22 protein-coding genes and 1 tRNA gene are annotated in these 25299 nt (G+C 39.7%); 12 read left to right on the top strand and 11 right to left on the bottom strand.

Translation table 11 applies throughout. The features are described from left to right. The first annotated feature begins 43 nt into the window (after positions 1-43). Together alr and KDJ85_RS04930 are read left to right on the top strand one after the other, a co-directional pair. A complete protein-coding gene (alr, locus tag KDJ85_RS04935) occupies positions 44-1123 on the top strand; it encodes an alanine racemase (RefSeq protein WP_225818713.1) in 1080 nt (359 codons plus the stop codon). 132 nt (positions 1124-1255) lie between these two features. Further along, entirely contained in the window at positions 1256-2008 is a 753-nt protein-coding gene (locus KDJ85_RS04930; RefSeq protein WP_225818712.1) for a MipA/OmpV family protein, read from the top strand. A 66-nt stretch (positions 2009-2074) separates the two neighbouring features. On the opposite strand, the gene KDJ85_RS04925 is transcribed toward KDJ85_RS04930, so the two are convergent. Both KDJ85_RS04925 and gapA read right to left on the bottom strand, forming a co-directional pair. Continuing rightward, positions 2075-2956, bottom strand: a complete 882-nt coding sequence (locus tag KDJ85_RS04925) for a D-hexose-6-phosphate mutarotase (protein ID WP_225818711.1) — start codon at positions 2954-2956, stop codon at positions 2075-2077. Positions 2957-3187: 231 nt separating this feature from the next. Beyond that, positions 3188-4183 (bottom strand): glyceraldehyde-3-phosphate dehydrogenase, encoded by a 996-nt coding sequence (gapA, locus tag KDJ85_RS04920; RefSeq protein ID WP_225818710.1) that lies wholly within the window; start codon positions 4181-4183, stop codon positions 3188-3190. A 355-nt stretch (positions 4184-4538) separates the two neighbouring features. Here gapA and msrB point away from each other — a divergent pair, with 355 nt between their 5' ends. Together msrB and KDJ85_RS04910 are read left to right on the top strand one after the other, a co-directional pair. After that, entirely contained in the window at positions 4539-4952 is a 414-nt protein-coding gene (gene msrB / locus KDJ85_RS04915; protein WP_225818709.1) for a peptide-methionine (R)-S-oxide reductase MsrB, read from the top strand. A 121-nt stretch (positions 4953-5073) separates the two neighbouring features. Then, the gene (locus KDJ85_RS04910) at positions 5074-5376 is read left to right on the top strand and encodes a YeaC family protein (RefSeq protein ID WP_206086148.1); all 303 of its coding nucleotides are present in this window, start codon (positions 5074-5076) and stop codon (positions 5374-5376) included. A gap of 66 nt (positions 5377-5442) precedes the next feature. On the opposite strand, the gene pncA is transcribed toward KDJ85_RS04910, so the two are convergent. The 3 genes from pncA to sppA form a co-directional block, all read right to left on the bottom strand. After that, on the bottom strand, positions 5443-6069 hold the full coding sequence (pncA, locus tag KDJ85_RS04905; protein ID WP_225818971.1) for a bifunctional nicotinamidase/pyrazinamidase: 627 nt from the start codon (positions 6067-6069) through the stop codon (positions 5443-5445). A gap of 11 nt (positions 6070-6080) precedes the next feature. Next, on the bottom strand, positions 6081-7100 hold the full coding sequence (gene ansA / locus KDJ85_RS04900) for an asparaginase (RefSeq protein ID WP_225818708.1): 1020 nt from the start codon (positions 7098-7100) through the stop codon (positions 6081-6083). 167 nt (positions 7101-7267) lie between these two features. Further along, the gene (gene sppA / locus KDJ85_RS04895) at positions 7268-9124 is read right to left on the bottom strand and encodes a signal peptide peptidase SppA (RefSeq protein ID WP_225818707.1); all 1857 of its coding nucleotides are present in this window, start codon (positions 9122-9124) and stop codon (positions 7268-7270) included. 411 nt (positions 9125-9535) lie between these two features. On the opposite strand from sppA, the gene KDJ85_RS04890 reads away from it, so the two are divergent. The 3 genes from KDJ85_RS04890 to KDJ85_RS04880 are packed head-to-tail and all read left to right on the top strand — an operon-like array spanning position 9536 to position 13073. Beyond that, positions 9536-10087, top strand: coding sequence for an NAD(P)H nitroreductase (locus KDJ85_RS04890; protein ID WP_225818706.1), 552 nt, complete (start codon positions 9536-9538; stop codon positions 10085-10087). 10 nt (positions 10088-10097) lie between these two features. Beyond that, on the top strand, positions 10098-11141 hold the full coding sequence (gene selD, locus KDJ85_RS04885) for a selenide, water dikinase SelD (protein ID WP_225818705.1): 1044 nt from the start codon (positions 10098-10100) through the stop codon (positions 11139-11141). A gap of 3 nt (positions 11142-11144) precedes the next feature. After that, positions 11145-13073, top strand: a complete 1929-nt coding sequence (locus KDJ85_RS04880; protein ID WP_225818704.1) for a DNA topoisomerase III — start codon at positions 11145-11147, stop codon at positions 13071-13073. A gap of 47 nt (positions 13074-13120) precedes the next feature. Here the strand turns inward: KDJ85_RS04880 and xthA are convergent, their stop codons facing one another. Then, the gene (gene xthA / locus KDJ85_RS04875; protein ID WP_225818703.1) at positions 13121-13933 is read right to left on the bottom strand and encodes an exodeoxyribonuclease III; all 813 of its coding nucleotides are present in this window, start codon (positions 13931-13933) and stop codon (positions 13121-13123) included. 541 nt (positions 13934-14474) lie between these two features. Here xthA and KDJ85_RS04870 point away from each other — a divergent pair. Continuing rightward, the gene (locus tag KDJ85_RS04870) at positions 14475-15350 is read left to right on the top strand and encodes a LysR family transcriptional regulator (protein ID WP_206086140.1); all 876 of its coding nucleotides are present in this window, start codon (positions 14475-14477) and stop codon (positions 15348-15350) included. Position 15351: 1 nt separating this feature from the next. Here KDJ85_RS04870 and KDJ85_RS04865 read toward each other — a convergent pair. The 3 genes from KDJ85_RS04865 to KDJ85_RS04855 all read right to left on the bottom strand — a co-directional run bounded on the left by KDJ85_RS04865 (position 15352) and on the right by KDJ85_RS04855 (position 17026). After that, positions 15352-15436 (bottom strand) — tRNA-Tyr (locus KDJ85_RS04865). Between the two features lie 163 nt (positions 15437-15599). Then, positions 15600-16448 (bottom strand): formyltetrahydrofolate deformylase, encoded by an 849-nt coding sequence (purU, locus tag KDJ85_RS04860; RefSeq protein WP_225818702.1) that lies wholly within the window; start codon positions 16446-16448, stop codon positions 15600-15602. A 104-nt stretch (positions 16449-16552) separates the two neighbouring features. Beyond that, positions 16553-17026, bottom strand: coding sequence for a YchJ family protein (locus KDJ85_RS04855; RefSeq protein WP_225818701.1), 474 nt, complete (start codon positions 17024-17026; stop codon positions 16553-16555). A gap of 125 nt (positions 17027-17151) precedes the next feature. Here KDJ85_RS04855 and rssB point away from each other — a divergent pair, with 125 nt between their 5' ends. Further along, a complete protein-coding gene (gene rssB / locus KDJ85_RS04850; protein ID WP_225818700.1) occupies positions 17152-18162 on the top strand; it encodes a two-component system response regulator RssB in 1011 nt (336 codons plus the stop codon). A gap of 163 nt (positions 18163-18325) precedes the next feature. Then, positions 18326-19237 carry a UTP--glucose-1-phosphate uridylyltransferase GalU gene (gene galU, locus KDJ85_RS04845; protein ID WP_225818699.1) on the top strand — a complete coding sequence of 304 codons (912 nt, stop codon included), beginning with the start codon at positions 18326-18328 and terminating at the stop codon, positions 19235-19237. Between the two features lie 453 nt (positions 19238-19690). Here the strand turns inward: galU and hns are convergent, their stop codons facing one another. After that, a complete protein-coding gene (gene hns / locus KDJ85_RS04840) occupies positions 19691-20101 on the bottom strand; it encodes a histone-like nucleoid-structuring protein H-NS (RefSeq protein WP_206086135.1) in 411 nt (136 codons plus the stop codon). A gap of 530 nt (positions 20102-20631) precedes the next feature. Between hns and KDJ85_RS04835 the strand changes: the two genes are divergently transcribed. Beyond that, the gene (locus KDJ85_RS04835; RefSeq protein ID WP_225818698.1) at positions 20632-21261 is read left to right on the top strand and encodes a thymidine kinase; all 630 of its coding nucleotides are present in this window, start codon (positions 20632-20634) and stop codon (positions 21259-21261) included. A 180-nt stretch (positions 21262-21441) separates the two neighbouring features. Here KDJ85_RS04835 and adhE read toward each other — a convergent pair whose 3' ends face one another. Next, positions 21442-24150 (bottom strand): bifunctional acetaldehyde-CoA/alcohol dehydrogenase, encoded by a 2709-nt coding sequence (gene adhE, locus KDJ85_RS04830; RefSeq protein ID WP_225818697.1) that lies wholly within the window; start codon positions 24148-24150, stop codon positions 21442-21444. Positions 24151-24651: 501 nt separating this feature from the next. On the opposite strand from adhE, the gene KDJ85_RS04825 reads away from it, so the two are divergent. Then, on the top strand, positions 24652-25296 hold the full coding sequence (locus KDJ85_RS04825; RefSeq protein WP_206086132.1) for a YchE family NAAT transporter: 645 nt from the start codon (positions 24652-24654) through the stop codon (positions 25294-25296). Positions 25297-25299: the final 3 nt, after the last annotated feature.

Raw genomic sequence — 25299 nt, 5'->3', positions numbered from 1 at the left:
CATAGTATTGACATAAAAATAGACATGTATTTAAGGAATTAAGATGCCACGCCCAATTAGTGCCATTATTCATTTAGACAATTTACAACATAATTTATCGGTTGTGCGTCAGCATTCAGGGCAGGCAAAAATTTGGTCAGTCATGAAGGCGGATGGTTATGGTCATGGTATCAAACACATTTGGCCGGCACTGAAAGCCACTGACGGCTTTGCAGTGTTAGATCTCCAAGAAGCTATTCTATTGCGTGAAGAAGGCTGGAAAGGGCCAATTTTGTTGCTTGAAGGTTTTTTTCAGCCGCAAGATTTAGGGGTAATCGACCAGTATCATTTAACGACCAGCGTACACAGTGAATGGCAACTTTATGCTATTGAAAATGCGCAACTGTCTACGCCAATTTCAGTTTATGTCAAACTCAATAGTGGCATGAATCGTTTAGGTTTTCCTGTATCGGGATATCAAAATGTCATTGAACAGTTAGCGAAAATGGAGAATGTTGGCTCTATCACGCTAATGAGTCATTTTGCTAATTCAGATACACATACTGGGGTAATTGAACCATTTGAGAAAATTAAACAGTTTAGTCATTTGTCTTTACAAACTTGTATTGCCAATTCGGGCGCAACTCTTTGGCACAAGGATACTCAGTATGATTGGATTCGGACAGGGATCTTGTTGTACGGTGCGTCACCAAGTGGAAAGTCAGCTGATATCCAACAGTATCCACTAAAAGCAGCGATGACGTTACAATCAGAGGTGATAGCAATGCATGATATCGCTGCAGGGGAATCTATCGGTTATGGGAGTCGATTCACTGCAACTAAGCCGATGCGTATCGCTACGGTTGCGTGTGGTTACGCTGATGGCTATCCACGTCATGCACCCAATGGAACACCTGTTTGGTGCAATGGGACACGTTGTGCGCTATTAGGCGCAGTTTCTATGGATATGTTAAGTATTGATATCACCCATTGTAGTGATGTGAAATTAGGTACCACAGTGGAATTGTGGGGGCAAAATCTGCCTGTGGACGATGTGGCACAAGCGGCAGGCACGATAGGCTATGAATTGATGTGCGCACTTGCAAAAAGAGTTCCTGTTCGTTACGAAAAAAGCGTAGAATAATTGTTAACCAATACTATCGGTAAGTCACATATTTAGCTTTAAATGTGATTTAGATTATGAAGATTGGGGATCTTTGCATATTGATATAACATATAAGTTTGATCCATTTCTCATTATTTTTAGGTTTAATCTATGTCTAAAACAATTAAGTTAACCACATTTGCTGTGGCGTTAAGCGTGTTATCTAGCGCAGCTTTAGCTGGAACATGGTCTGTTGGTGGCTCTGTACTGGCGCAATCAACGCCATATAAAGGTATTAAGTCTCGTGATTATATTACGCCAGTACCAATTGTGAATTATGACAGTGAAAATTTTTACTTTCATACGTTAGCGGCAGGTTACTACCTGTGGAATGACACGCAAGATCAACTGTCTTTAGATGCGTACTATTATCCTCAATTTTTTAAACCTAAAGACAATGATGACAAAGCAATGCGTGAGCTAAATCGTCGTCGTGATACGGTTATGACAGGTTTTACCTACCGCCATAAAGCGGATTGGGGCACACTGCGTACCAATATCTCAGGGGATATCCTTGGCATTAGTAATGGTATTCGTGGTGAGTTTGCTTACCTATATGGCTTTGAAGGTGACAAATGGTCTATCACGCCAGGCTTGGGTATCAAATGGGATAGCAAAAATCAAAATCGTTATGAATATGGCGTTTCTTCAAAAGAATCGAATGATAGCGGTTTAAAACGTTATAACCCAGGTTCAAGCTGGACGCCGTATATGGAAGTCACGGGTAACTACCGTTTCGACGAAAATTGGACTGTGTTTGCGATGGGGCGTGTTGACCGCTTACCGAGTGAAGTGAAAGATAGCCCAATGGTGAATAAATCTGTTTCTGCCATTATGTGGACGGGTGTGACTTATACATTCTAATGTGTCGTTAAAGAATCATAAACCCTCAGTAAGGTGACTCTACTGGGGGTTTATTTTGTCTTAATATTAATCTTGTGGTTTATTATCGCGGCTTACCATCACTAAAGACAGGCGAGCAGGGTGCTGAGCATCGCTTTTCATGGGCACATTAATACAGGCCGTTTCAACACAAACCATCTGTTTATAACCATTATTTGGCATGTCTTGCATACTACATGATAATTCAGCCCATGGATTCCAACACACCACATCACTATTATGGTAATGATGCAATTCAATTGTACGGTTCCAACCGTCATCGCGCAGTAAGCTGTACTCTTCAGGTTCTGAATAGATGCGGTCAGTGTGTTTATTGAATTTTAATGGCTCAGATGCATACACTTCTTTATCAGCGACCTTATCAAAATAGTGACCGCCAAGGCCGTAAACAGTTGCTTTGTGAATATCACTGATGTTGAAGTAAGTGTGTAATGCTGCAGTCGTTTCAAAATCACCATAGCTTTCGAGCTCAAGCTCACAGGTTTCACCCAGTTTCATTCGTAAAATCAATGTGAACTCGTGGGGCCATAGCTTACGGGTATAATCAGTATCAGTGAGCGTAAAGGTTAAAATTACCCCATCATCATGTTCATTATGGGCAGTAAATTGCCAAGGCAAGATACGCGCAAAGCCGTGACTCGGACTCGCTACAGGGCCAAACCATGGCCAACAGATAGGAATGCCCCCACGGATTGCTACGCCGTTTTTAAACGCACTCTCAGAACTTAGCCAGAGACACGGCTTTTGCCCCGCAGGTTGCCAATCAATGAGATGTGCGCCTTGTAAACTGACTGCACCACGAACTTTTGGGTGAGAAACCACAATCAGTGGTAAGTCACCTAATTGGCGTTGAGTGATATAGGCAGAGAGTTGTTTAATAACGGGTAGAGCAAAAATTTTTTCGTGCATGGTATCGGCCTGTGTTAGTAGAAACAGCGTTAATACGCATTATACGTTTTGCGTGTGGCAGAATTGTGCGATGTGTGGCACTTATCTTAAATCGGATTGAACGTTGGTTTATACAGTATCGAATAATGGATTAAAGATAAATGAAGTGAGATAAAATATTAATGCAGTATTCGATATGATACAAAAGAGCCGCCAATTGGCGGCTCAGTCAGGCTAATTACTTAACAACTCTTATTTAGAGATGTGAGCAATCAGGTCTAATACTTTGTTTGAGTAACCAGTTTCGTTGTCATACCAAGAAACTAATTTAACAAAGTTATCGTTCAGTGCGATACCTGCTTTAGCATCAAACACAGAAGTCAGTTTTTCACCGTTGAAGTCTGTTGATACAACGTCATCTTCAGTGTAGCCCAGAACGCCTTTCAGTTCGCCTGCTGCAGCTTCTTTGATAGCTTCACAGATTTGCGCGTAAGTTGCTGGTTTTTCTAAACGTGCAGTTAAGTCAACAACTGAAACGTTTGGTGTTGGTACACGGAAAGACATACCTGTCAGTTTGCCGTTCAGCTCAGGAATAACTTTACCTACAGCTTTAGCAGCACCAGTTGAAGATGGGATGATGTTTTGAGCAGCACCACGACCACCACGCCAGTCTTTGTGAGAAGGGCCATCAACTGTTTTTTGCGTTGCAGTTGTTGCGTGAACAGTCGTCATCAGACCTTCAACGATACCAAATTTGTCGTTGATAACTTTAGCCAGCGGCGCTAAGCAGTTAGTTGTACAAGATGCGTTAGAAACGATTTCTTGACCTGCGTAAGCTTTGTGGTTAACGCCCATAACGAACATTGGAGTGTCATCTTTAGAAGGGCCAGTCAGAACAACTTTTTTCGCGCCTGCTTGGATGTGTTTACGTGCAGTTTCGTCAGTCAGGAAGATACCTGTTGCTTCAGCAACAACATCAACACCGACTTCGTTCCATTTCAGGTTTGCAGGATCTTTTTCTGCAGTAACACGGATTTTTTTACCGTTTACAACTAGGTGACCATCTTTAACTTCAACAGTACCGTTGAAACGACCGTGAGTTGAATCGTATTTCAGCATGTAAGCCATGTATTCTGCATCGAGCAGGTCGTTGATAGCAACGATTTCGATATCAGAACGCTCTTGTGCAGCACGGAAAACGATACGGCCAATACGACCAAAACCATTAATACCTACTTTGATAGTCATAGTATTTCCACCAGCTATTTATTCGTGAATTAAGTTGTAGTTAAAGTTACCAAAACCTTGCCAGCCGTCAAGCGGAATCGTGTCAATTATTGAAAAAAATCAATTCTGATACCACTAACTGCTTATTTGTCAGCCACTTCAGCGGCAAATACAGCCGCACGTATTATCGGGATTGTACGGCATAATGAAACCATCTATCAGTGATATATGTGATACGCTTCACAAATCAAAACGGAAAGTAAGATGCTTCTTAGTTTAGAATAGTTTTATAAAAATTGTTGTTAATTTTTTGTTGCTGAAAATTACAGTGTGATAGTCATCAACTGAACAAATTACTTAAATACGTGGATAAGTTATGTCACAGAAAGATAAACAACACGTTGATATTTCAGAATTAAATGAGATGCAGCGTTATGTTACACAGCAAGCGGGCACGGAGCCACCATTTAGTGGTCAATTATTGCATAACCGTAAAGAGGGTGTGTACGAATGCCTGTGTTGTGGTACACCTTTATTTATGTCTGAGACTAAATTTGATGCAGGTTGTGGGTGGCCAAGTTTCTATGAGCCAGTGAACGATCATGCCATCAAATACATCGAAGATTTTTCTCATGGTATGCATCGTATTGAAGTCCGTTGCCAAAATTGTAATGCGCACTTAGGGCATGTGTTCCCTGATGGACCTATGCCAACGGGGCAACGTTACTGTATTAATTCAGCATCCTTAAGCTTTTTGGATGAGTCATCGGGCGAAAAGACGCGTGGTTAGGCTGCTGAACGCTGCTGAAGTTTATAAATTATTATCAAAAATCTTCAGCAATAACGATTCAGCTAAAAATAAAAAAGCAATTTAACTAAACGTCAGTATAATTTTTAAAAGGAGCGGTGCCATGAGTGTAGAAGTCGACCCAAAACATATTGAACAATTGCTTGCAGTAATGACCCCAGAAATTTATGAACGTCTTGTTACAGCCGTTGAGTTGGGGAAATGGCCAGATGGTGTTCCTTTAACAGCGGAGCAAAAAGAACATAGCTTACAGATGGTGATGCTGTGGCAATCACGCCATAACCATGATGCTGAACATATGACTGTTGGTACCAATGGCGAGATCACCATGAAAAGCAAGCAAGAGCTGAAAGCGATGTTCCAAGGGGAGATGTTTGCAACACTCAAACCGCAAAATAACGATTAAGTTGAGCGGCAATATTTTCTCAAGGAATACAGTACAAGAGAAAATATTGCTGAGGAAAATGAGGGGTTAGGCAATATCGTCTAATGTGATAAGTTTGGCGCCTTGCTGTTCCATTTCATTTAATGCAATCTGGCTGTCATTAGCGGTTAAGTTTACCCCACGACAGCCGTCAACTAATACATCGACACTGTAGCCCAAATTTAAGGCGTCAAGCACCGTAAATTTAACGCAATAATCGGTTGCAATCCCCATAATAATTAAATGGGTGATCCTCTGAGCTTGTAGCCATGTGTGTAATCGAGTTTGGCTTATTTTGTCGTTATCAAAGAAAGCGCTATAGCTATCAACTTGCGGGTTTTCGCCTTTCGTAAATGTCTCTTGGATGGCTTGAGTGTTTAATTGAGGGTGGAACTCTGAGCCATATTCGCCTTGGACACAATGCACAGGCCACCATACTTGCGCCAGCCCATTAAGCTCACCGATATCGCCAATTTGTGTACCTGAGTTTTCGGCAAAACTTAAATGATTAACAGGGTGCCAATCTTGACTTGCAATGGTGGTAATCCCTTTTTGTTGGCAAATCGTGATTGCTTTATTTGCTACGTCTATAACGTGTTCACTTTCATTCACAGCGAGAGTGCCGCCTGTGCAGAAATCATTTTGTAAATCGACTAACAATAAGGCCGTTTTCATCATTTCCTCAGTTATTCATCAGCGTAACTCAATTCACCGCGTAAATTGTTTTGCATTAATTCGCGGATCAGCGCAGGTGTGTAATCTTGGCTCAGTAAATAATGTAATTTACTCAATGCCGCTTCAAAAGTCATGTCATAACCACTAATTACCCCTGATTCTGCGAGGGCATGTCCTGTAGCATAGCCTTCCATATTCACACGGCCTGAAATGCACTGTGTTAGATTGACCACAATAATCCCACGGTTAGTGGCCTCCCGTAGAATGCGCAGTAATTTAGGCTGCTGAGGTGCATTCCCGACCCCATAAGAGCGCAGGATTAACGCTTTGACGGGCTGTTGGAGGATATTGCGAACAATATCAACAGACAAACCAGGGTAGAGCGTGACAACGCCAATCGGTTGAGGAGTGATGCGATGAGTCTTGAATTCACCCACGCCAATCGGGGCAGGACAAGCATTAAAAGTACGAATATGGATACCTGCTTCCATCAACGGTGAGCAGTTCGGGGAACTAAAGGCATCGAAACCATCTGCATGTGCTTTGACTGTACGGTTACCACGGTACAATTTATTATTGAAAAATAACCCCACTTCATTGATGGGATAATTTGCAGCTAAATACAAGGCATTCAATAAGTTAGTTTGGCCATCAGAACGTAGTGCTTCCAATGGGATTTGTGACCCTGTCACGATAACGGGCTTCTTTAAGTTTTCAAACATAAAAGAAAGGGCGGATGCTGTAAATGCCATGGTATCCGTGCCGTGTAAAATGACAAACCCATCATATTTTTCATAGTGTTGGCAAATATCATCCGCAATGATTTGCCAATCTTCAGGGGTAATATCGGATGAGTCGATTAACGGCTGGTGTTCGCGAATTGTGAATTCAGGCATTTCTGGACGGTGAAATTCAGGCATCTGAGCCAATTGCGCTTGTAAATGACCTGAGACAGGAATGTAACCTTGTGGTGAATGACGCATGCCGATGGTGCCGCCAGTATAAACGACATAAATAGATTTCTTCTGCATTTGATTACCTAATTTATTAGCGCATGGAGAAGTGAAAATAATTATCCGAATTTTGACGTAATTACTGGTGTATTACTATCGTTAAATTGCTAATTTGTAGATTGAAATGAGGTAAATCGAGTATTTAGTAAGAGAAACCCCCTCCAGTAAGCTAGAGGGGATGGCGATTAGTTAATTTCAGCGCAATTTAAGCAAAATGCATAACGGTTTTGTGGGTCATTCATTTTTAAGAAAAATTGAGCTTGCTGGCGAATATCTGTTGCAACAGCGGGCGGTAGAAACACATGCAGAACATCAGGCATGGCTGCTTGAACATTACTGGTTAATTCAAGCAGTAGCTGGTCCATAAAGGACAACTCTGGTTTCATCCAATCCAATTGTACTTCTGATAGTTTAGCCAATTCTGCGGCTTTATCTACGGCGTCATCAAAATCACCCAGTTGGTCGACAAGGCCATTTTTTAATGCATCTTGACCAATCCAAACACGGCCTTGGGCAATTTTGTCGATTTGCTCAGGGGTTTTATTTCGCGCTTTAGCCACAAGATTAATAAAGGTATCATAACCATTTTCAATGGTGATTTGCATCATATCTGCAAATTGTGGGTTGATCCCTTTTGTTATAGAGATATCGGCAAGTGGTGAAGTGGAAACCCCATCAGTGTACACGCCAATAGAATCCAGTGATTTTTCAAAGGTATTAATTACACCAAAGATACCAATTGAGCCCGTTAGCGTACTTGGGCTTGCAATAATATAATCCGCAGGAGTGGAAACCCAGTAACCGCCTGATGCCGCCATGCCGCCCATAGAAACAACAACAGGTTTGCCTGCAGCATGGGCGGACGCTAATTCGCTGCGAATAAGGTCAGATGCACTAACGCTTCCGCCAGGGCTATTCACACGCAGAACAATCGCTTTGATATTGTCATCAAGGCGGGCATCGCGAATTTGTGCTGCTATGGTATCACCCCCAGCAATTCCTGGCGTCTGTGGGCCATCCATGATTGCGCCTTGCACTACGATGACGGCAATGTTGCCGCTTTGATTCGCACTGGTATCGGCAATCTTAGCTGAGTAATCATAGATACTAATATTATTGAATTGCTTATCGTCTTTATTCCAGCCAAAGTGCTTGCTGAGGAGCTCTTCGACTTGCTCGTTGGTATACACGTTATCAACCAATTTCTGTTTTAATGCATACTGAGCGCTATCACCTTTAACTGCACGTAGCTGGCTAAGGACTGTATCAGCACCAGGGAAAATTTGTGTAGTGGTCGTTTTACGGTTAGTCGCTAACGCATCCAAATAATTGTTCCATAAAGCATTTAACCATTGCTGATTCGCAAGGCGCGCTTCAGGGGACATATCATCACGCATCATAGGCTCAACCGCAGATTTATACGTTCCGACACGGAAAATATGGCTACTAATTTTCAGCTTTTCTAACAATGACTTGTAGTAAATGCTGTTTGTAGCGAAACCATATAAACCAACAGAGCCTTGTGGTGTAAGATAGATATCGTCTGCGAAGCTTGCAAGGTAGTATTGTGGTTGAGAAAAATGGCTACCTACAGCATAAACTTGCTTACCTTTGCTCTTAAATTGTGTAATGGCTTTACCGATATAAGCAAGGGAAGGTTGATCTGCACTGACTAAGTTATCAAGACGTAATACCATACCTGTAATACGGTCGTCATCGGCGGCAGTGCGAATGGTATCGACAATATCGAATAAAGAGTTTTCTTGCATTCGACTATTAGAGGAGCCTAATAATTCGCGGCTCATACGCCCGAACGGATCAGGTGCAGAGACTTGGTCAACCACCACGCCTTGTAAGTCTACATACAACGCACCATAGTAATTTTTTTCAGGTTCAGATTCTGATTGATAAAGGGCAAAAGACCCAATAACAATGAAGAACAGCACAAGGAAAATTGCGTTGAAAACGAATTCCCGAATAAAGTTAAGTGCCTTCCAACTGATTTTAAAGATGGTGGCGAGGATGTCCCATATTTGACGCATTTTTTCTCCTATCCTTCATATTTTGCACCACAAGGTTGTTGGCTTCACTCACTCGCCCTAGTCACATACTTGTGTATGCTCCTAGGGACTCAATCGCTTGCCGCCTACTTGTGGCACAAACTATTTTGGATACTGCTTTCTATTTTATTCATTAACAATACAGTTATTTGATAATGAATCATTTTTTATGCATAACAAATCTGTTATGCGCGATATACAATGTCACAATGATATTTTTCACTCATGACAAATGATATAATTCAATGAATTAATAATCTAATTAATGCAACCCACGTTAATCGTCAAGCAAGTCAGAGTGTAACGATAAGCTTACTATAACAATAGGTTGTGTGGGTATAATTACCTGATTGAATGATTATCAAATCAGTCTACTCTTAATCGGAGACCAATATGGATGCTTTAACTCTTTTGTTGAACCGACGTTCAGCTTCCAGACTCACTACACCAGCACCACAAGGCGAAGAACTTAACAATATTCTTGCGGCAGGAATGAGAGCACCCGATCACGGTGCATTACGCCCATGGCATTTCGTTATTATGCAAGATGAGGGTATTAAGCGCTTTAGTCAATTGCTAGAAAAAGCAGCGATTGAAGGCAATTTAGGTGCAGAAGTTGAAGAAAAAGCACGTAATGCACCTTTTCGTGCTCCATTAATCATCACAGTGATCGCGAAAATTAAAGAGCACGCTAAAGTGCCACAGTGGGAGCAATTAGTTGCCGCGAGTTGTACTGTCCAAGCGATGCAAATGGCTGCGGTTGCACAAGGCTTTGGTGGGATTTGGCGCTCAGGTTCATGGACTGAAGATGCCGTTGTTCGTGCGGGGCTAGGTTGCGAAGAAAATGACCGTATTGTCGGTTTCCTTTACTTAGGTACTCCAGAACTAAAATCACCAGCAAAAGTTCAAACTCCAGATATGGACAGTTTTATCACACATTTTTAAGGGAACAATAATGACTGAGAAAATTAGGCTAACGCAATACAGTCACGGAGCGGGTTGCGGCTGTAAAATTGCCCCGAAAGTGTTAGAACAGATTTTACATACAGAACAAGCCAAATTTCATGATCCACATTTGTTAGTTGGCAATGAAACTAAGGATGATGCTGCGGTTTACGATTTAGGTAATGGTATTGGGATCATCAGTACCACTGACTTCTTTATGCCAATCGTTGATTCTCCATTTGAATTTGGGCGCATTGCGGCAACCAACGCGATTAGCGATATTTTTGCGATGGGTGGTAAGCCAATTATGGCGATTGCGATTTTAGGATGGCCGATCGCCAAATTACCACCAGAGGTTGCTCGTGAAGTGATTGAAGGTGGTCGTGCTGCTTGTGCAGATGCTGGAATTTCCCTTGCGGGTGGGCACTCTATTGATGCCCCTGAGCCTATTTTTGGCTTGGCCGTCACGGGTGTTGTCAATACGGAATATGTGAAAAAAAATAGTGCTGCAACAGCAGATTGTGAGCTGCTTTTGACAAAACCACTCGGTATTGGCGTGCTAACGACCGCGGAGAAAAAAGGTTTACTCAAAGAAGAGCACCAGCATCTTGCCGCAGAAACCATGTGCCAGTTGAATAAACTCGGCGCAGTGATAGCCCCCCTAGAAGGTGTCACTGCAATGACGGATGTAACAGGTTTCGGTTTACTTGGCCACTTAAGTGAGATTTGCGAAGGTTCTGGCGTTCGCGCACAGGTTTCTTTTAGCAAAGTGCCAAAATTAGCCGATGTTGAAAAATATATCGAAGCGGGGTGTGTACCAGGCGGAACATCACGTAATTTTGATAGCTATGGTCATCTTATTGGTCCTATGAGTGATATGCAGCGTCAATTATTGTGTGATCCTCAAACCTCTGGTGGACTGCTTATTGCTGTAAAACCATCTGAAGTCATTAAAATTAAAGAGATTGCACAGCAGCAGGGTGTTTTGCTACAGTCTATCGGAAGATTACTCCCTCATCAGGACAATGTCCCACTAGTTGAAGTGATAGATTAATTCATGCGTTTGTTTATTGCGGAAAAACCGAGCCTTGCTAGAGCGATTGCCGATGTACTACCAAAACCTCACCAACGGGGGGATGGTTTTATTAAATGCGGTGATGGCCAAACGGTCACATGGTGCATTGGTCACCTTCTTGAACAGGCTGAGCCCGATGCTTATGAGCCACGCTATGCGCGTTGGAATTTGCAAGACTTGCCAATTATTCCCGAAAAGTGGCAGCTAAAACCGCGTGCCGCAGTAACCAAACAACTGAAAACCATCGAAGCACTACTTAAACAAGCAACGGTTGTGATCCATGCAGGAGACCCTGATAGAGAAGGCCAGTTGCTGGTGGATGAAGTGCTCGATTTTCTAAAACTTGATGTGGAAAAGCGCAAAAGCGTTAAACGCTGCCTTATCAATGACCTTAACCCCCAAGCCGTTGAGCGCGCTATTGACCGGTTAAGGGAAAACCGCGAGTTTATCCCATTGTGTGTTTCTGCTCTTGCGAGGGCGAGAGCAGATTGGCTGTATGGTATTAATATGACTCGGGCTTACACGTTGCTTGGGCAACGTGGCGGCTATCAAGGTGTTCTTTCTGTTGGTCGAGTACAAACTCCTGTTTTAGGGCTGGTAGTGAGGCGTGATGAAGAGATAGAACATTTTGTGCCTAAAGATTTTTTTGAAGTGAAAGCGCACATTGTCACCCCAAACGATGAACGCTTTGTTGCGACCTGGCAACCGAGTGAGTCTTGTATTGATTATCAGGATGAAGAAGGGCGCTTATTTCATCGACCGTTGGCTGAGCATGTCGTATCTCGTATTGAGGGAAAACCCGCAATTGTCACGCTGTATCAAGACAAACGAGAGTCTGAAATTGCGCCACTGCCTTTTTCATTGTCTGCATTGCAAATAGAAGCCGCTAAAAAATATGCGTTAAGTGCGCAAGAAGTATTGGATATCTGCCAGCGCTTATATGAAACCCATAAATTAATCACCTATCCACGTTCAGATAGCCGTTATTTACCTGATGAACACTTTGCAGGGCGACACAGTGTATTAAATGCAATTGCAGTTCATCAACCTGATTTAACAGAATTTGAACTACCTGAATTAGATAAGAAAAACCGTTGTTGGGATGATAAAAAAGTTGATGCTCACCATGCGATTATCCCTACAGCTAAAACAACAGCGGTAAAATTAACAGAAAATGAAAATCATATTTATCAGCTAATTGCACGCCAATATATTATCCAGTTTATGTCTGATGCCATTTTTCGCAAATGCACGATTGAACTGGAAATTGAAAAGGGCAAATTTGTAGCCAAAGCTCGCTTCTTAGCTGAAGCAGGCTGGCGGGTTGTTTTAGGCGGGAAAGAGCGTGATGCTGAAAACGATGGGATGCCATTGCCTGTTGTCGCTAAAGATGATGAGCTTTTGTGTGAAAAAGGAGAAGTGATTGAGAGGCAAACTCAGCCACCGAGGCCTTTTACTGATGCCACTTTACTCTCTGCTATGACGGGTATTGCGCGATTTGTTCAAGATAAAGCATTAAAAAAAGTATTGCGAGAAACAGACGGTCTTGGCACTGAAGCAACTCGAGCTGGGATTATCGATTTATTGTTTAAACGCCAGTTTCTGTATAAAAAAGGGCGTTATATTCATTCATCTCCTGCCGGAAGAGCCTTGATTCACGTATTGCCTGACATGGCTACGTTGCCTGATATGACAGCGCACTGGGAATCAGTTTTAACGCAAATCAGTGAAAAGCAAACCCGTTATGATGATTTTATGCATCCACTGAGTGAAACATTGATACAGCTTATTCATCACGCACGCCAGTTTACTAATTTACGGGCATTTAGAGAGTTACCACCACCGCCAAGTAAAGGCGGTAAGAAAACGGCTAAAACTGCGCAGAAAAGTAAGAAGAAAATCGATGGCTAAGTCAATAAAAAGGCGCTGATTTGAGCGCCTTTTCAACTGAATATTAACTATTTAGTTAAATCGAACTCAGACCAAACAGGGGCATGGTCGGACGGTTTTTCCATTCCACGAATTTCATAATCAATACCTGTTGCAATACAGCGTTCAGCTAACTTATGGGATGCCAGTAATAAATCGATGCGTAAACCACGATTATCATCGAAACCTTTCGAACGGTAGTCAAACCATGAATAGCAGTCATCGACATCTGGGTTTTTTGCGCGATAAGTATCAACTAAACCCCAACCTATTAGTTTGTCTAGCCACTCTCGTTCTTCAGGTAAAAATGAACATTTTCCTGTCTTTAACCAGCGCTTACGGTTGATATCGCCAATACCAATATCTAAATCTGTTGGGCTAATATTCATATCACCCATGATGAGTAGCTGGGAATCCGCAGTTTGTGTGGAAGTCACATAACTTTGTAAGTCACGGTAAAATTTTTCTTTTGCAGGAAATTTTGTTGGATGGTCACGGCTCTCACCTTGAGGAAAGTAACCATTGACTACAGTGAGTAATCCCCGCTCTGTTTGAATGTCAGCCATAATAATTCGTCGTTGAGCTTCTTCATCATCAGTCGGGAAGCCTTTACGGACAGCGATAGGCTCATTTTTAGTCAGAAGCGCAACACCATAGTGTGCTTTTTGACCGTGATAAAAAACATGATAACCCAATTGGCTCACTTCATCATAAGGAAACATATCATCATGTACTTTGGTTTCTTGTAAGCCGATGACCTCAGGTTGATGTTTTTCGATGATAGCGGCAAGTTGATGCGGGCGAGCACGAAGACCATTGATGTTAAACGATATGAATTTCATGAATTTTTATCACCTATTTTTAGTATTCTTATGGTTAATTCTAACAGATGCAATCGCCACTGTAACCCATATGATAGTGGTTATTGGCTAATATACAAAATAACAATTAATTAAAGATATGCATCAGGGGTGTAATGAAAAATAGCTATATTAAAAATAAATAAGGGTATATTTAATTATTTATAATTTATTGTGTGTGATTCAATTGTCATTAATATAAAGTCATGGTCGATGATTAAAAAATGGTTGTTAATTATTTAAAATAAACATTGTTAATTTCATTTAAAGTCAATTGGTTATTTGCATTTTAATGTGATTTAATAGTGGTGGCATAAAAAATAATTAAAAGAAACAGTATAATATATTGCTTTGCTATGTTGGAAATTATAAAAATACTTTTATGAAATATTGTTACTCATTCAATAAAAAATTAAATTTTATTTTTTATTGAATGATTTTGGTTATGGGATAATCAATATATTATTTATTGGATAATAATTTTGTTGATTAACATATTAATAAATAGAATGGGGTCATAGATATGTTCTTTTCAAGAAAATTAGAGGCGTTTATGGCGGTTGTTGAAAATGGCTCGTTAAGTAAAGCCGCGAGAGTGATGAACCGAACGACGCCTCCTATCGCTAAGTCTATCAAGGACTTTGAAACAAGCCTAGGTAAACGGCTTTTTAAACGAGAAAAATTTGGAATGACATTAACTAAGGATGGCCAGGAACTTTATAATGATCTAAGAGATCTATATCTGCAGGAGAAGGAAATCACTAAAAAACATTTTTCAGGTTATATTGTCAATGAGGCGAATATTTATTATGACTGGGGAAAGGAAAATCATTTGATTAATCTTTACCAAGCAGCTCATCAAAATAATGTACAAGTAAATATATTAAGGTTTAATTATGACGAGGTGGATGAAATAGTTGACTATGATGGAAATACGCTGATTTTAAGCTCTGAACAAGTAATAAGTGAACGATTTTCATTACAAAAAAAAATAGAGAATTCTCCATTGGGTATTTACTGCCGTAAGGCTCTTTATGAGAAATTTAATCATGACCTTGTCGCATTGTTACAAGAAAGCACATGGCTTTGTGATCCTGCATTTTATAAAAGTTCACTGATGAGTGATTTATTAGAAAAAATAGAAACACTCGATAATAAAGTGAGTGTGAGGCAAATGGATAATATTGGTTGTTGCCAGAGTTTTATTCAAGATGGCGATTTTATTGGCATTATTGATCACTATCCTGAAGAAGAATTAATCGATAAGTCATTAATATATATATCACTGAATAAATTATTGGGGCAGAGTGAATGTTATGTCTATAAGTCAAAGGCACATTCAAGTGTACTAAATCGTTTTATGGGAGTTGTTGATAAGCTTGGTGTTGAGTGTCTTTAAATGGTGGTGGGAGAAGGATTCGAACCTTCGAAGTCTGTGACGGCAGATTTACAGTCTGCTCCCTTTGGCCGCTTGGGTATCCCACCAGATTTTGAATTGCTGTAATCGGTCACAGCGGGCGGCATCATATCAAATGACGCGCCGCTGTAAAGCATTAATTTTCAAAAAAACATTCGTTTGATGTTTTTTTGTTCTTAATGATTGTAAATACTACAAATTATGACTAAAAAAGGCCTTACGTGTATTTGTTTATAAAATGATAGTGCGGTTGCCATATACAAATACACGTTGCGCCAACACCCAATACAACGCGTGACTTAAGACATTTTTTTCGACATCACGACCTGCTCGCATCATATCATCCGCTGTAAATGTATGGTCAACGTTAATCACGTTTTGCGTGATAATAGGACCTTCATCCAAGTTATCATTCACAAAGTGTGCGGTAGCGCCAATAATCTTCACCCCACGCTCATAAGCTTGATGATAGGGGCGTGCACCAATAAAAGCAGGTAAGAATGAATGATGAATATTAATAATTTGATTAGGGTAATGCTGAACAAACTCAGGGGTTAAAACTCGCATATACTTTGCTAAAACGACATAATCAGGTTGATATTGATCAATCTGCGCTGTCATCTTTTCATCATGTTGTTCACGAGTTAAACCTTCATGACTAATATGATGGAATGGAATACCAAATTGCTCAACCAAGTTTTTCAATGTGTCGTGATTACCAATAACGGCGGCAATTTCAACATCTAACCCGTCGTAAGCACTCTTCATTAACAAGTCACCCAAACAATGTGCTTCTTTGGTCACCATGATAACAATACGAAGGCGACCAGAAGCATTGAGCTCACGTTTTGAACCCGCGGGTAATGCGTCATCAAGATCGGCAAGGAGGGTTTCATCATTAAAAATACCCTCAAGTTCTGTTCGCATAAAAAAACGACCCGTATGGTGATCCACAAATTCATTATTTTGCACAATGTTGAGTTGGTGCTTGTAACAAATATTGGTGATTTTTGCGATTAATCCTTTCGCATCAGGGCAAATAGTCCTGAGAATTTTTTTTTGTACAATTTTGTGTTGCATGAAACTGCCTAATCCTTAACTAACAGAGCCTTATTTTTCAGGCTAATACATACGGCGCAATGAACTCGCGTAGGTAGATAGTGTTTATAACGAAAGTATTTGTTTTATTCACAGCATTTTTTATATTTTTTGCCAGAACCACAGGGACACAAATCGTTACGTCCAACTTTGGGGGTAATACCATCGAGGTAATACCAACGCGAATTCAAACGAATAAAGCGGGAACGTTCATGAATAAGCTGTTTATGATCAGCTTTTTCATCAATAAAGCAAGCCGAAAATTCGACATAGCCTTCATCGGCGTTTTTAGCATAAGAAGAACTAATAACACGGAGCCCTACCCATTGTGTATGCTTGAAGCTATTTGTTATTTCTTGCCGCCACTCTTGTGCATTGCAATCTGGATGCCATGTTTCAATTAGATAATTAGCGTTATGCAATACATAGGCACTATAACGTGAACGCATAAGCTGTTCAGGCGTCTCTGGGGTGGCTTCATTGCGTAAGAATGGAGCACAGCAATGTTCAAATTGTGCTCTGCTGCCACAATGGCACTTACTTTCTTCTTGGTGATCCATAATACTCTCGATAAAAATAAGTAGAAGATTGAAAAATCACTATACTCAAATGATGGATGAAAAATGATTTTATTATATGAATAATAGTATTGTTAATTAAACAGGGTTATTGCGGTAGGTATCAAATGAAAAATAGAAAAATATTGATAATCGAAGACGAAATCACCTTCTGTACTATCTTGAAAACGTACTTAGAAAGTTTAGAGCTAGAGATCTATACCGCAAGTAATGGCCAACAAGCGATTGAGATGTTGACGGTCGAGAGAATTGACCCTGATATTATTCTTTGTGATCTAAATATGCCAGTGATGAATGGGGAAGACTTCATGCGTGAATTGGTTGCTAGCAATATAACCACACCTGTGATTGTTATTTCCGCAACGACAGATTTTACTCAACTTGATCGCATGTTTCGTCTTGGTGCAAAGGATGCTTTACTTAAGCCAATAAAGAATTTAGATGAAGTCAAAATTACAATTTTGTCTGCTCTCTATCCCGAAGAAGATGATCTTAGCGCTCAAATTGGTGATGAAATACACCAGATTGCGTCTCTGATGCAAAGCAATACGCAAGATATGTTAGCCGTATTGAAACAATTGCAGCCACCAGTGCATCAGATTATTAATGGTTATCGAATTAATTATCGCCAATTGAATGAGGCCAACCGATTTGGACTGCTGCTAGATTTAGCGCCAATTTCAGAAAGCCAAATCGGTTTTTATTGCATTGATACTGAGCGCTCAGCACAAGAGGGGATCATGGCTGCGTTTTTGATTCGTGTTGTTTTCAATGATTTGTTGAAAAATGCAGTGAGCTACCCAGATAAAAAACTACCCAATATTGATAAAATTATTAATCAAATAAATCATTTGCTAGAAGACTCAGGGTTTACTGGCCATTTCCCTCTACTTCTTGGGTATTTTAATACTCAGAATAAAGCGATTATTATGGCAAGTGCAGGTTTAGAAGCGGAAGTGACTACAGAAGAATCTCATTTTAAATTAGACAGAAGTATTCCATTGGGTGCTCTAAAATTCTACCATCCGAATCATTTAGAAATAAAAGGAACGGCTTGGCAGTGTTTAATTCGTAATAACAGTCAGAAAATAAAACTTATGTTTAACCCTGAAAGTTAGCGTTATCTTAAAACGATTCATAATAAAGCGCCAAATAAAGCTAATCAGACTCATCGCTATTTATTCATTAACAATTCCTGATATACTTCTGCGCACTAAAAAAACCTCATTCACTTTTTTGAAAAATGAGGCAAAGGTGTGCAGAAATTATATGGAGTATAAAATGACACAACGTAAGGTGCGTAAAGCGGTGATCCCCGTTGCGGGATTAGGAACAAGGATGCTTCCAGCAACGAAAGCGATCCCTAAAGAGATGCTACCAATCGTTGATAAACCGTTGATTCAATATGTTGTTAATGAATGTATTGCTGCGGGTATTAATGAGATTGTCCTTGTCACACATTCTTCTAAAAACTCAATTGAAAACCATTTTGATACAAGCTTTGAGTTAGAGGCCATTTTAGAAGCCCGTGTTAAGCGCCAATTACTCGATGAGGTTCAATCTATTTGCCCAAGTCATGTCACGATTATGCAAACGCGTCAAGGAATCGCAAAAGGGTTAGGTCACGCTATTTTATGTGCTAAACCTTTGGTTGGCGAAGAACCATTTGCAGTAATTTTACCTGATGTAATTTTAGATCGTTACAGCACAGATTTAACTAAATTTAACTTACGTGAAATGCTTGAACATTTCGAGGAAACAGGAGCGAGCCAAATTTTGGTTGAACCTGTACCTGAAGAGGAAGTGTCTAATTACGGTATTGTGGATTGTAATGGTGAAAGCTTACAACCTGGAGACAGTAAAAAGATTTTACGTATGGTTGAAAAACCAAAACAAAACGAAGCACCATCTAATTTATCCATTGTTGGCCGTTATGTATTATCTGAAAAGATTTGGGATGCATTAGCGAAGACAACACCAGGTGCTGGTGATGAAATACAATTAACTGATGCAATTGCTTTAATGATGGAAAATAACGAGCCTGTTGAAGCCTACCACTTATGTGGTAAAAGCCATGATTGCGGAAATAAATTAGGTTACATGAAAGCTTTTGTTGAATATGGAATGCAGCACGATACATTGGGCGATGATTTTACACAGTGGGTGAAAGAATTATCATCAAACATTAAATAAACCTAAATCGCTTCAAACCGTCAAATTTTATTAAAGGCTAATTTTATCTGTTAGCCTTTTTTATGCAGATAAATCGGTAATATTAATGCCAGTAGCTAAGTATTAAGTGGTATATCTTACATTGTAAATGCAACAATTGTGGCATTTAGCTTGTTACGATGAAAGTATATAAAAACATGCTTACAGGGCAGGTCAATAAATGCTTGTCTATACACCTGTAGTTTCTAATTAAGATTACATTTCTTTACTATAACAATATTTTATTTAATTTTTTAGGTGTTTGAACAACGAAGAATACGCATTTTAAGAGAAGTCTATATGAAATAATTGAAATTATGATGCTGGTTTTATATGCATGAAGATACTTCTGATACAGAGAAATATAAAATAATATATAAGGCTATAAATAAAAACACCCTTTAAAAAGGGTGTTTAGAATACGTGCTTAGTTGATTAGATTAAGAAATCGTCTAACGACTTGCCTTGCTCTTCAATAGCAACTTTGATTACAGCAGGTGTACGGCCTTGGCCAGTCCACGTTTTTGTTTCGCCGTTTTCATCAACATATTTGTATTTAGCAGGGCGTGCTGCGCGCTTAGCACGAGTGCTTGTCGTTTTACCTGAGTCCATAGTTTGCAGTAGATCATTTAAATCTACGCCTTGTTCTAGGATCATTTCACGAACTTTTTCCAATTTACGGTTACGTTCTTCTAATTCTGCGCGTGCTTGGCTTTCTTCATCACGACGCTCATCAACAACGACCGTTAATTTTTCCAGCATTTCTTCTAAAGATTCTAAAGTAACTTCGCGAGCTTGAGCACGAAGAGTACGGATGTTATTTAACGCTTTTAATGATTCGCTCATTTTCCTGGTCTCAAATTATTTGTTGGCATGTGTACAGTAATAATAGAATGCTATTTTAAATTCTGCAATAGCTAAATTACGCCCCTAGTTTAAAAGTAATCTTTAACGAATGCAATTTTTTTACAAAAGAAATATAAACTTTTCGTAGATATATATACCACTATTATCAATAACTGAACTAATGAAAAAAATAGCAATAAGAAAAAGTTTTACTAACTTAATATTCTGTAAAATGAGTAAAAGGTCTTTTTTACTTTCGCTCAAAATGAAGTGATGTCAGGGATTAACTTAAATTTTCTTTTTTTGATGAGGTTTTTGCCGTCAGTGCTTCAGCAAAAACATTTGTCGTTAATATTGAACTGGTTTCTATTGCATATAAGATAATCATTATAAGTATAAAATACAGATATGTTTACGTAAAAAGAGTTAAATTTTCAATAAGTAAAGGTAAGAAAGAGTGGTTATAGTTAATCTAACGATATGTTTTATGATAAAATTATTTCGAATATAATTTTTGAGGAAACAGCGAGATGGCTCAGCTTTATTTTTATTATTCAGCAATGAATGCGGGGAAATCAACGTCTTTGTTACAGTCATCGTATAACTATAACGAAAGAGGGATGCAGACATTGATATTCACGGCAGAAATTGATAACCGTTTTGCCCTAGGAAGGGTATCCTCACGTATTGGGCTATCAGCTGAAGCGTTATTATTCTCACCATCGACAAATATGGCAGAGATTATTAAACGTGAAAATAGCGCACAGAAAGTACATTGTGTTCTTATTGATGAGTGTCAATTTTTGACAAAAGAACAAGTAGAGCAATTATGCGATATCGTTGATAACTGCGATATTCCTGTTTTATGTTATGGTTTACGCACTGATTTTGCAGGTGAGCTGTTTGCAGGAAGCCAATATTTACTTGCTTGGGCTGATAAATTGGTTGAGCTTAAAACAGTCTGTTACTGCGGCCGTAAAGCGAATAAAGTATTACGTGTAGGAAGTGATGGGATCCCAGTTTATGAGGGGGCACAGGTGGATATAGGGGGAAATGAGAAGTACATCTCTGTGTGTCGCAAGCATTATTCAGATGCGATTGAACAAGCTAAATTAATGAAGGTAGGGACTATTCCTAAAAAAGCTATTCACTTCAATTAAACGAAAAATAAAATGGAAAGTGAAAAATAACCTATTTTTAGAATAGGCCTATGGGCTTTTAATGAAAGCTCTTGTGTATTATTTATCTAATATATGATTGTGTTTAATAGCATTATTTGACGTATAAAGTATTAAAGGCACTGCATTTGCAGTGCCTTTATTATTTAATTATCCAAAAAATTATTTTTTAGATGATTTTTTCTCTGCCGTTTTTTTCGTTGTTGTCTTTTTTTCAACAACTTTTTTTTCTGTCTTTACTTCTGCAGATGGTGCAGCTGTATGTTCAATAAACTCACGGCCATAATATGAATCCAGTAATAACTGTTTAATTTCAGAGATTAATGGATAACGTGGGTTAGCCCCTGTACATTGGTCATCAAAAGCGTCTTCTGACAGTTTATCAACGCGGGCTAAGAAGTCAGCTTCAGAAACACCTGTTTCACGGATAGATTTAGGAATACCTAAATCAGCCTTAATTTCATCTAACCACGCTAACAATTTCTCAATTTTAGCACCCGTACGGTCATTTGCATTTGTGAGCCCCAAATGATCTGCAATCTCAGCATATTGACGGCGTGCATGAGGACGGTCGTATTGGCTAAAAGCAGTTTGCTTAGTTGGGTTATCATTCGCATTGAAACGAATAACGTTACAAATTAGCAATGCATTCGCAAGACCATGAGGAATATGGAACTCAGAGCCTAGTTTGTGAGCCATTGAGTGGCAGACACCCAAGAAGGCGTTAGCAAAGGCAATACCCGCTAAGGTCGCACCATTGTGTACACGTTCCCGAGCCACTGGGTTTTTAGCGCCTTCATGATAACTTGCTGGCAGATAATCTTTTAATAAGCTCAACGCTTTCAATGCTTGTCCATCAGTAAATTCATTCGCTAAAACTGAGACATAAGCTTCTAAGGCGTGAGTGACTGCATCTAACCCCCCAAAGGCAGTTAACGATTTAGGCATGTTCATTACGAGGTTAGCATCGACAATTGCCATATTAGGCGTTAATGCATAATCCGCTAATGGGTATTTTTGACCTGTTTTATCGTCGGTAACAACTGCAAATGGTGTGACTTCAGAACCTGTACCTGATGTTGTTGTAATAGCAACTAATTTTGCTTTCACACCCATTTTCGGGAAACGGTGAATACGTTTACGGATATCCATAAAGCGTAACGCGAGCTCTTCAAAATGCGTTTCAGGGTGTTCGTACATAACCCACATAATCTTCGCCGCATCCATTGGTGAACCACCACCTAATGCGATGATGACATCAGGTTGAAACGCTTGCATTTGCGCCGCGCCTTTACGTACAACCGTTAAGGTTGGGTCAGCTTCAACTTCAAAGAAAACATCGGTTTCAATATGGTGTTTTTTGAGGACATTAACCACTTCATCCACATAGCCGTTATTAAATAAGTAGCCATCAGTGACAATAAATGCACGTTTTGCACCGTCAGTTGCAATTTCTTCTAGGGCGATAGGTAAACAGCCACGGCGGAAGTAGATTGAATTTGGAAGTTTATGCCACAACATATTTTCAGCTCTCTTCGCCACAGTTTTGGTATTAATTAAATGTTTAGGACCAACGTTTTCAGAGATAGAGTTACCCCCCCAAGAACCGCAGCCGAGTGTGAGAGAAGGGGCTAATTTAAAGTTATACAAGTCACCAATCCCACCTTGTGAGGCAGGGGTGTTGATCAGGATACGCGCTGTTTTCATTTTTTGACCGAAATAATTGACACGTTCATGTTCATTATCTTGGTCTGTATATAAGCAAGATGTGTGGCCAATACCGCCCATCTCAACCAGCTGCTCAGCTTTCGATACTGCATCTTCAAAGTTTTTGCCGCGGTACATGGCTAACAGTGGAGACAATTTTTCATGAGCAAAAGGCTCTGATTCGTCAATCAGTTTTACTTCACCGATTAAAATTTTTGTATTGATTGGCACCGTAATGCCAGCCATCTCTGCAATCTTATAAGCAGGTTGACCCACGATAGCTGCGTTTAAATTGCCATTTTTTAAGATGATATCTTGAACGGCTTTGAGTTCTTTACCTTGCAGTAAGTAGCCACCATGGCTTGCAAAGCGTTCACGTACTTGACTATAGATTTCATCAACAACGACAACAGATTGCTCAGATGCACAGATAACACCGTTATCGAAGGTTTTGGACATTAAAATAGAAGCCACTGCGCGTTTAATATCTGCAGTTTCATCAATAACTACAGGGGTGTTACCCGCACCTACGCCAATCGCGGGTTTTCCTGAGCTGTAAGCCGCTTTAACCATACCTGGACCACCTGTCGCTAAGATCAGGTTAATATCAGGGTGATGCATTAACGCATTGGATAATTCAACTGATGGGGAATCAATCCAACCAATAATATCTTTTGGCGCACCTGCTGCGATAGCGGCATTAAGAACAATTTCGGCGGCACGGTTAGTGGCTACTTTTGCGCGTGGGTGTGGAGAAAAGATAATGGCATTACGGGTTTTTAAGCTAATCAGGGATTTAAAGATGGCTGTTGATGTTGGGTTTGTGGTTGGTACGATACCACAAATAATCCCAATAGGTTCTGCGATTGTCATCGTACCAAATGTTGGGTCTTCAGAAAGTACACCACAGGTCTTTTCATCTTTATAGGCATTATAGATATATTCAGAGGCAAAGTGGTTTTTGATCACTTTATCTTCAACAATACCCATTCCAGACTCTTCTACAGCGAGTTTTGCGAGAGGGATACGTGCATCAGCAGCAGCAAGGGCGGCAGCGCGGAAGATTTCATCTACTTTTTCTTGCGAAAAACTAGCGAATTCGCGTTGAGCTTTTTTGACACGAGCAACGAGTTCATTGAGTTCGGTAACGTTAGTTACGGACATATAGATTACTCCTGATAAATGTTAAACTTTTTAAGCCAATGAGCAATGTATCTATTATAAAGAGGTTTAAAAAAGACCACTTAAAAAAGAAAGTATAGATAATATCTATAATAACGTAGCTCATCATCGCCTATTGGCTTAAAAACCTTGTTAAAACGTGAATTATTGATGATTGGTTCATCATTAACTCTGTCTATCAGTTAAGGATAGATTAACAAAACAGGAATTAAATAAAGTGATCTAAGTCACGAAAATGGCAAGCTGACACCTTTCAGCATGACTATTTTTGTACTATTTGAAATAGTGTTGTGGGTGTATTAATTAACTTTCACATAAGTAAGCTAAATGAGTCGAGATTGATAATAAAGCTAACAAAAAATGGGGTAAAAAGAGACATTCACAGAAATTAGTGCTTTGCTCAAGGAAATTTACTGCATCAGTGATAAAATTATTAAAGACATCAATAAACCTCTAACAAGAGTTATTTAAGGAAATGAATGAGTGAGTGCAGCATTACTTGACTTATCCGGCTACATTAAATTTTTTATCGGTTTATTTGCATTGGTAAACCCTGTAGGTATTTTGCCTGTGTTTATCAGTATGACTAATTATCAAAGTAATGCAGGGAGAAATAAAACCAATACCATTGCGAATACTTCCGTTGCTATTATTTTATGTACGTCATTATTAATTGGCGATTCAATCTTACAATTATTTGGGATTTCTATTGACTCATTCCGTATTGCAGGGGGGATATTGATTGTCACCATTGCGATGTCGATGATCAGCGGAAAAATTGGTGAAGACAAACAGAATAAACAAGAAAAAACAGAAACTGCGGTTCGCGACAGCATTGGTGTTGTGCCTCTGGCATTACCGTTAATGGCTGGCCCAGGAGCAATAAGTTCTTGTATTGTTTGGTCTTCAAGGTGGCATGGCTGGCAAAATTTCTTGGGTTTAGCCCTAACCAGTATTTTCTTTGCCTTTTGTTGTTGGTTATTATTTCGCTCCGCTTCGTTATTAGTACGTTATTTAGGGCAGACAGGGATCAACGTTGTTACACGTATCATGGGGTTATTATTGATGTCGTTGGGCATCGAATTTATCGTCACAGGGGTTAAAGCACTTTTCCCAGGTTTACTCTAAAAC

The sequence above is a fragment of the Providencia vermicola genome, from assembly GCF_020381325.1.
GTDB lineage: Bacteria > Pseudomonadota > Gammaproteobacteria > Enterobacterales > Enterobacteriaceae > Providencia > Providencia vermicola.
The sequence above is the reverse complement of the archived record's forward strand: the minus strand, read 5'-3'. Positions and strand labels throughout refer to the sequence as shown.

Excerpts from the sequence above, each read along its gene's own strand:
- KDJ85_RS04925 (WP_225818711.1), bottom strand. The coding sequence starts at position 2,956 with ATGCACGAAAAAATTTTTGCTCTACCCGTTATTAAACAACTCTCTGCC.
- xthA (WP_225818703.1), bottom strand. The coding sequence starts at position 13,933 with ATGAAATTCATATCGTTTAACATCAATGGTCTTCGTGCTCGCCCGCAT.
- selD (WP_225818705.1), top strand. The coding sequence starts at position 10,098 with ATGACTGAGAAAATTAGGCTAACGCAATACAGTCACGGAGCGGGTTGC.
- KDJ85_RS04890 (WP_225818706.1), top strand. The coding sequence starts at position 9,536 with ATGGATGCTTTAACTCTTTTGTTGAACCGACGTTCAGCTTCCAGACTC.
- pncA (WP_225818971.1), bottom strand. The coding sequence starts at position 6,069 with ATGAAAACGGCCTTATTGTTAGTCGATTTACAAAATGATTTCTGCACA.
- galU (WP_225818699.1), top strand. The coding sequence starts at position 18,326 with ATGACACAACGTAAGGTGCGTAAAGCGGTGATCCCCGTTGCGGGATTA.
- KDJ85_RS04880 (WP_225818704.1), top strand. The coding sequence starts at position 11,145 with ATGCGTTTGTTTATTGCGGAAAAACCGAGCCTTGCTAGAGCGATTGCC.
- alr (WP_225818713.1), top strand. The coding sequence starts at position 44 with ATGCCACGCCCAATTAGTGCCATTATTCATTTAGACAATTTACAACAT.
- msrB (WP_225818709.1), top strand. The coding sequence starts at position 4,539 with ATGTCACAGAAAGATAAACAACACGTTGATATTTCAGAATTAAATGAG.
- adhE (WP_225818697.1), bottom strand. The coding sequence starts at position 24,150 with ATGTCCGTAACTAACGTTACCGAACTCAATGAACTCGTTGCTCGTGTC.
- KDJ85_RS04930 (WP_225818712.1), top strand. The coding sequence starts at position 1,256 with ATGTCTAAAACAATTAAGTTAACCACATTTGCTGTGGCGTTAAGCGTG.
- purU (WP_225818702.1), bottom strand. The coding sequence starts at position 16,448 with ATGCAACACAAAATTGTACAAAAAAAAATTCTCAGGACTATTTGCCCT.
- KDJ85_RS04910 (WP_206086148.1), top strand. The coding sequence starts at position 5,074 with ATGAGTGTAGAAGTCGACCCAAAACATATTGAACAATTGCTTGCAGTA.
- hns (WP_206086135.1), bottom strand. The coding sequence starts at position 20,101 with ATGAGCGAATCATTAAAAGCGTTAAATAACATCCGTACTCTTCGTGCT.
- sppA (WP_225818707.1), bottom strand. The coding sequence starts at position 9,124 with ATGCGTCAAATATGGGACATCCTCGCCACCATCTTTAAAATCAGTTGG.
- KDJ85_RS04870 (WP_206086140.1), top strand. The coding sequence starts at position 14,475 with ATGTTCTTTTCAAGAAAATTAGAGGCGTTTATGGCGGTTGTTGAAAAT.
- KDJ85_RS04835 (WP_225818698.1), top strand. The coding sequence starts at position 20,632 with ATGGCTCAGCTTTATTTTTATTATTCAGCAATGAATGCGGGGAAATCA.
- ansA (WP_225818708.1), bottom strand. The coding sequence starts at position 7,100 with ATGCAGAAGAAATCTATTTATGTCGTTTATACTGGCGGCACCATCGGC.
- KDJ85_RS04855 (WP_225818701.1), bottom strand. The coding sequence starts at position 17,026 with ATGGATCACCAAGAAGAAAGTAAGTGCCATTGTGGCAGCAGAGCACAA.
- gapA (WP_225818710.1), bottom strand. The coding sequence starts at position 4,183 with ATGACTATCAAAGTAGGTATTAATGGTTTTGGTCGTATTGGCCGTATC.
- rssB (WP_225818700.1), top strand. The coding sequence starts at position 17,152 with ATGAAAAATAGAAAAATATTGATAATCGAAGACGAAATCACCTTCTGT.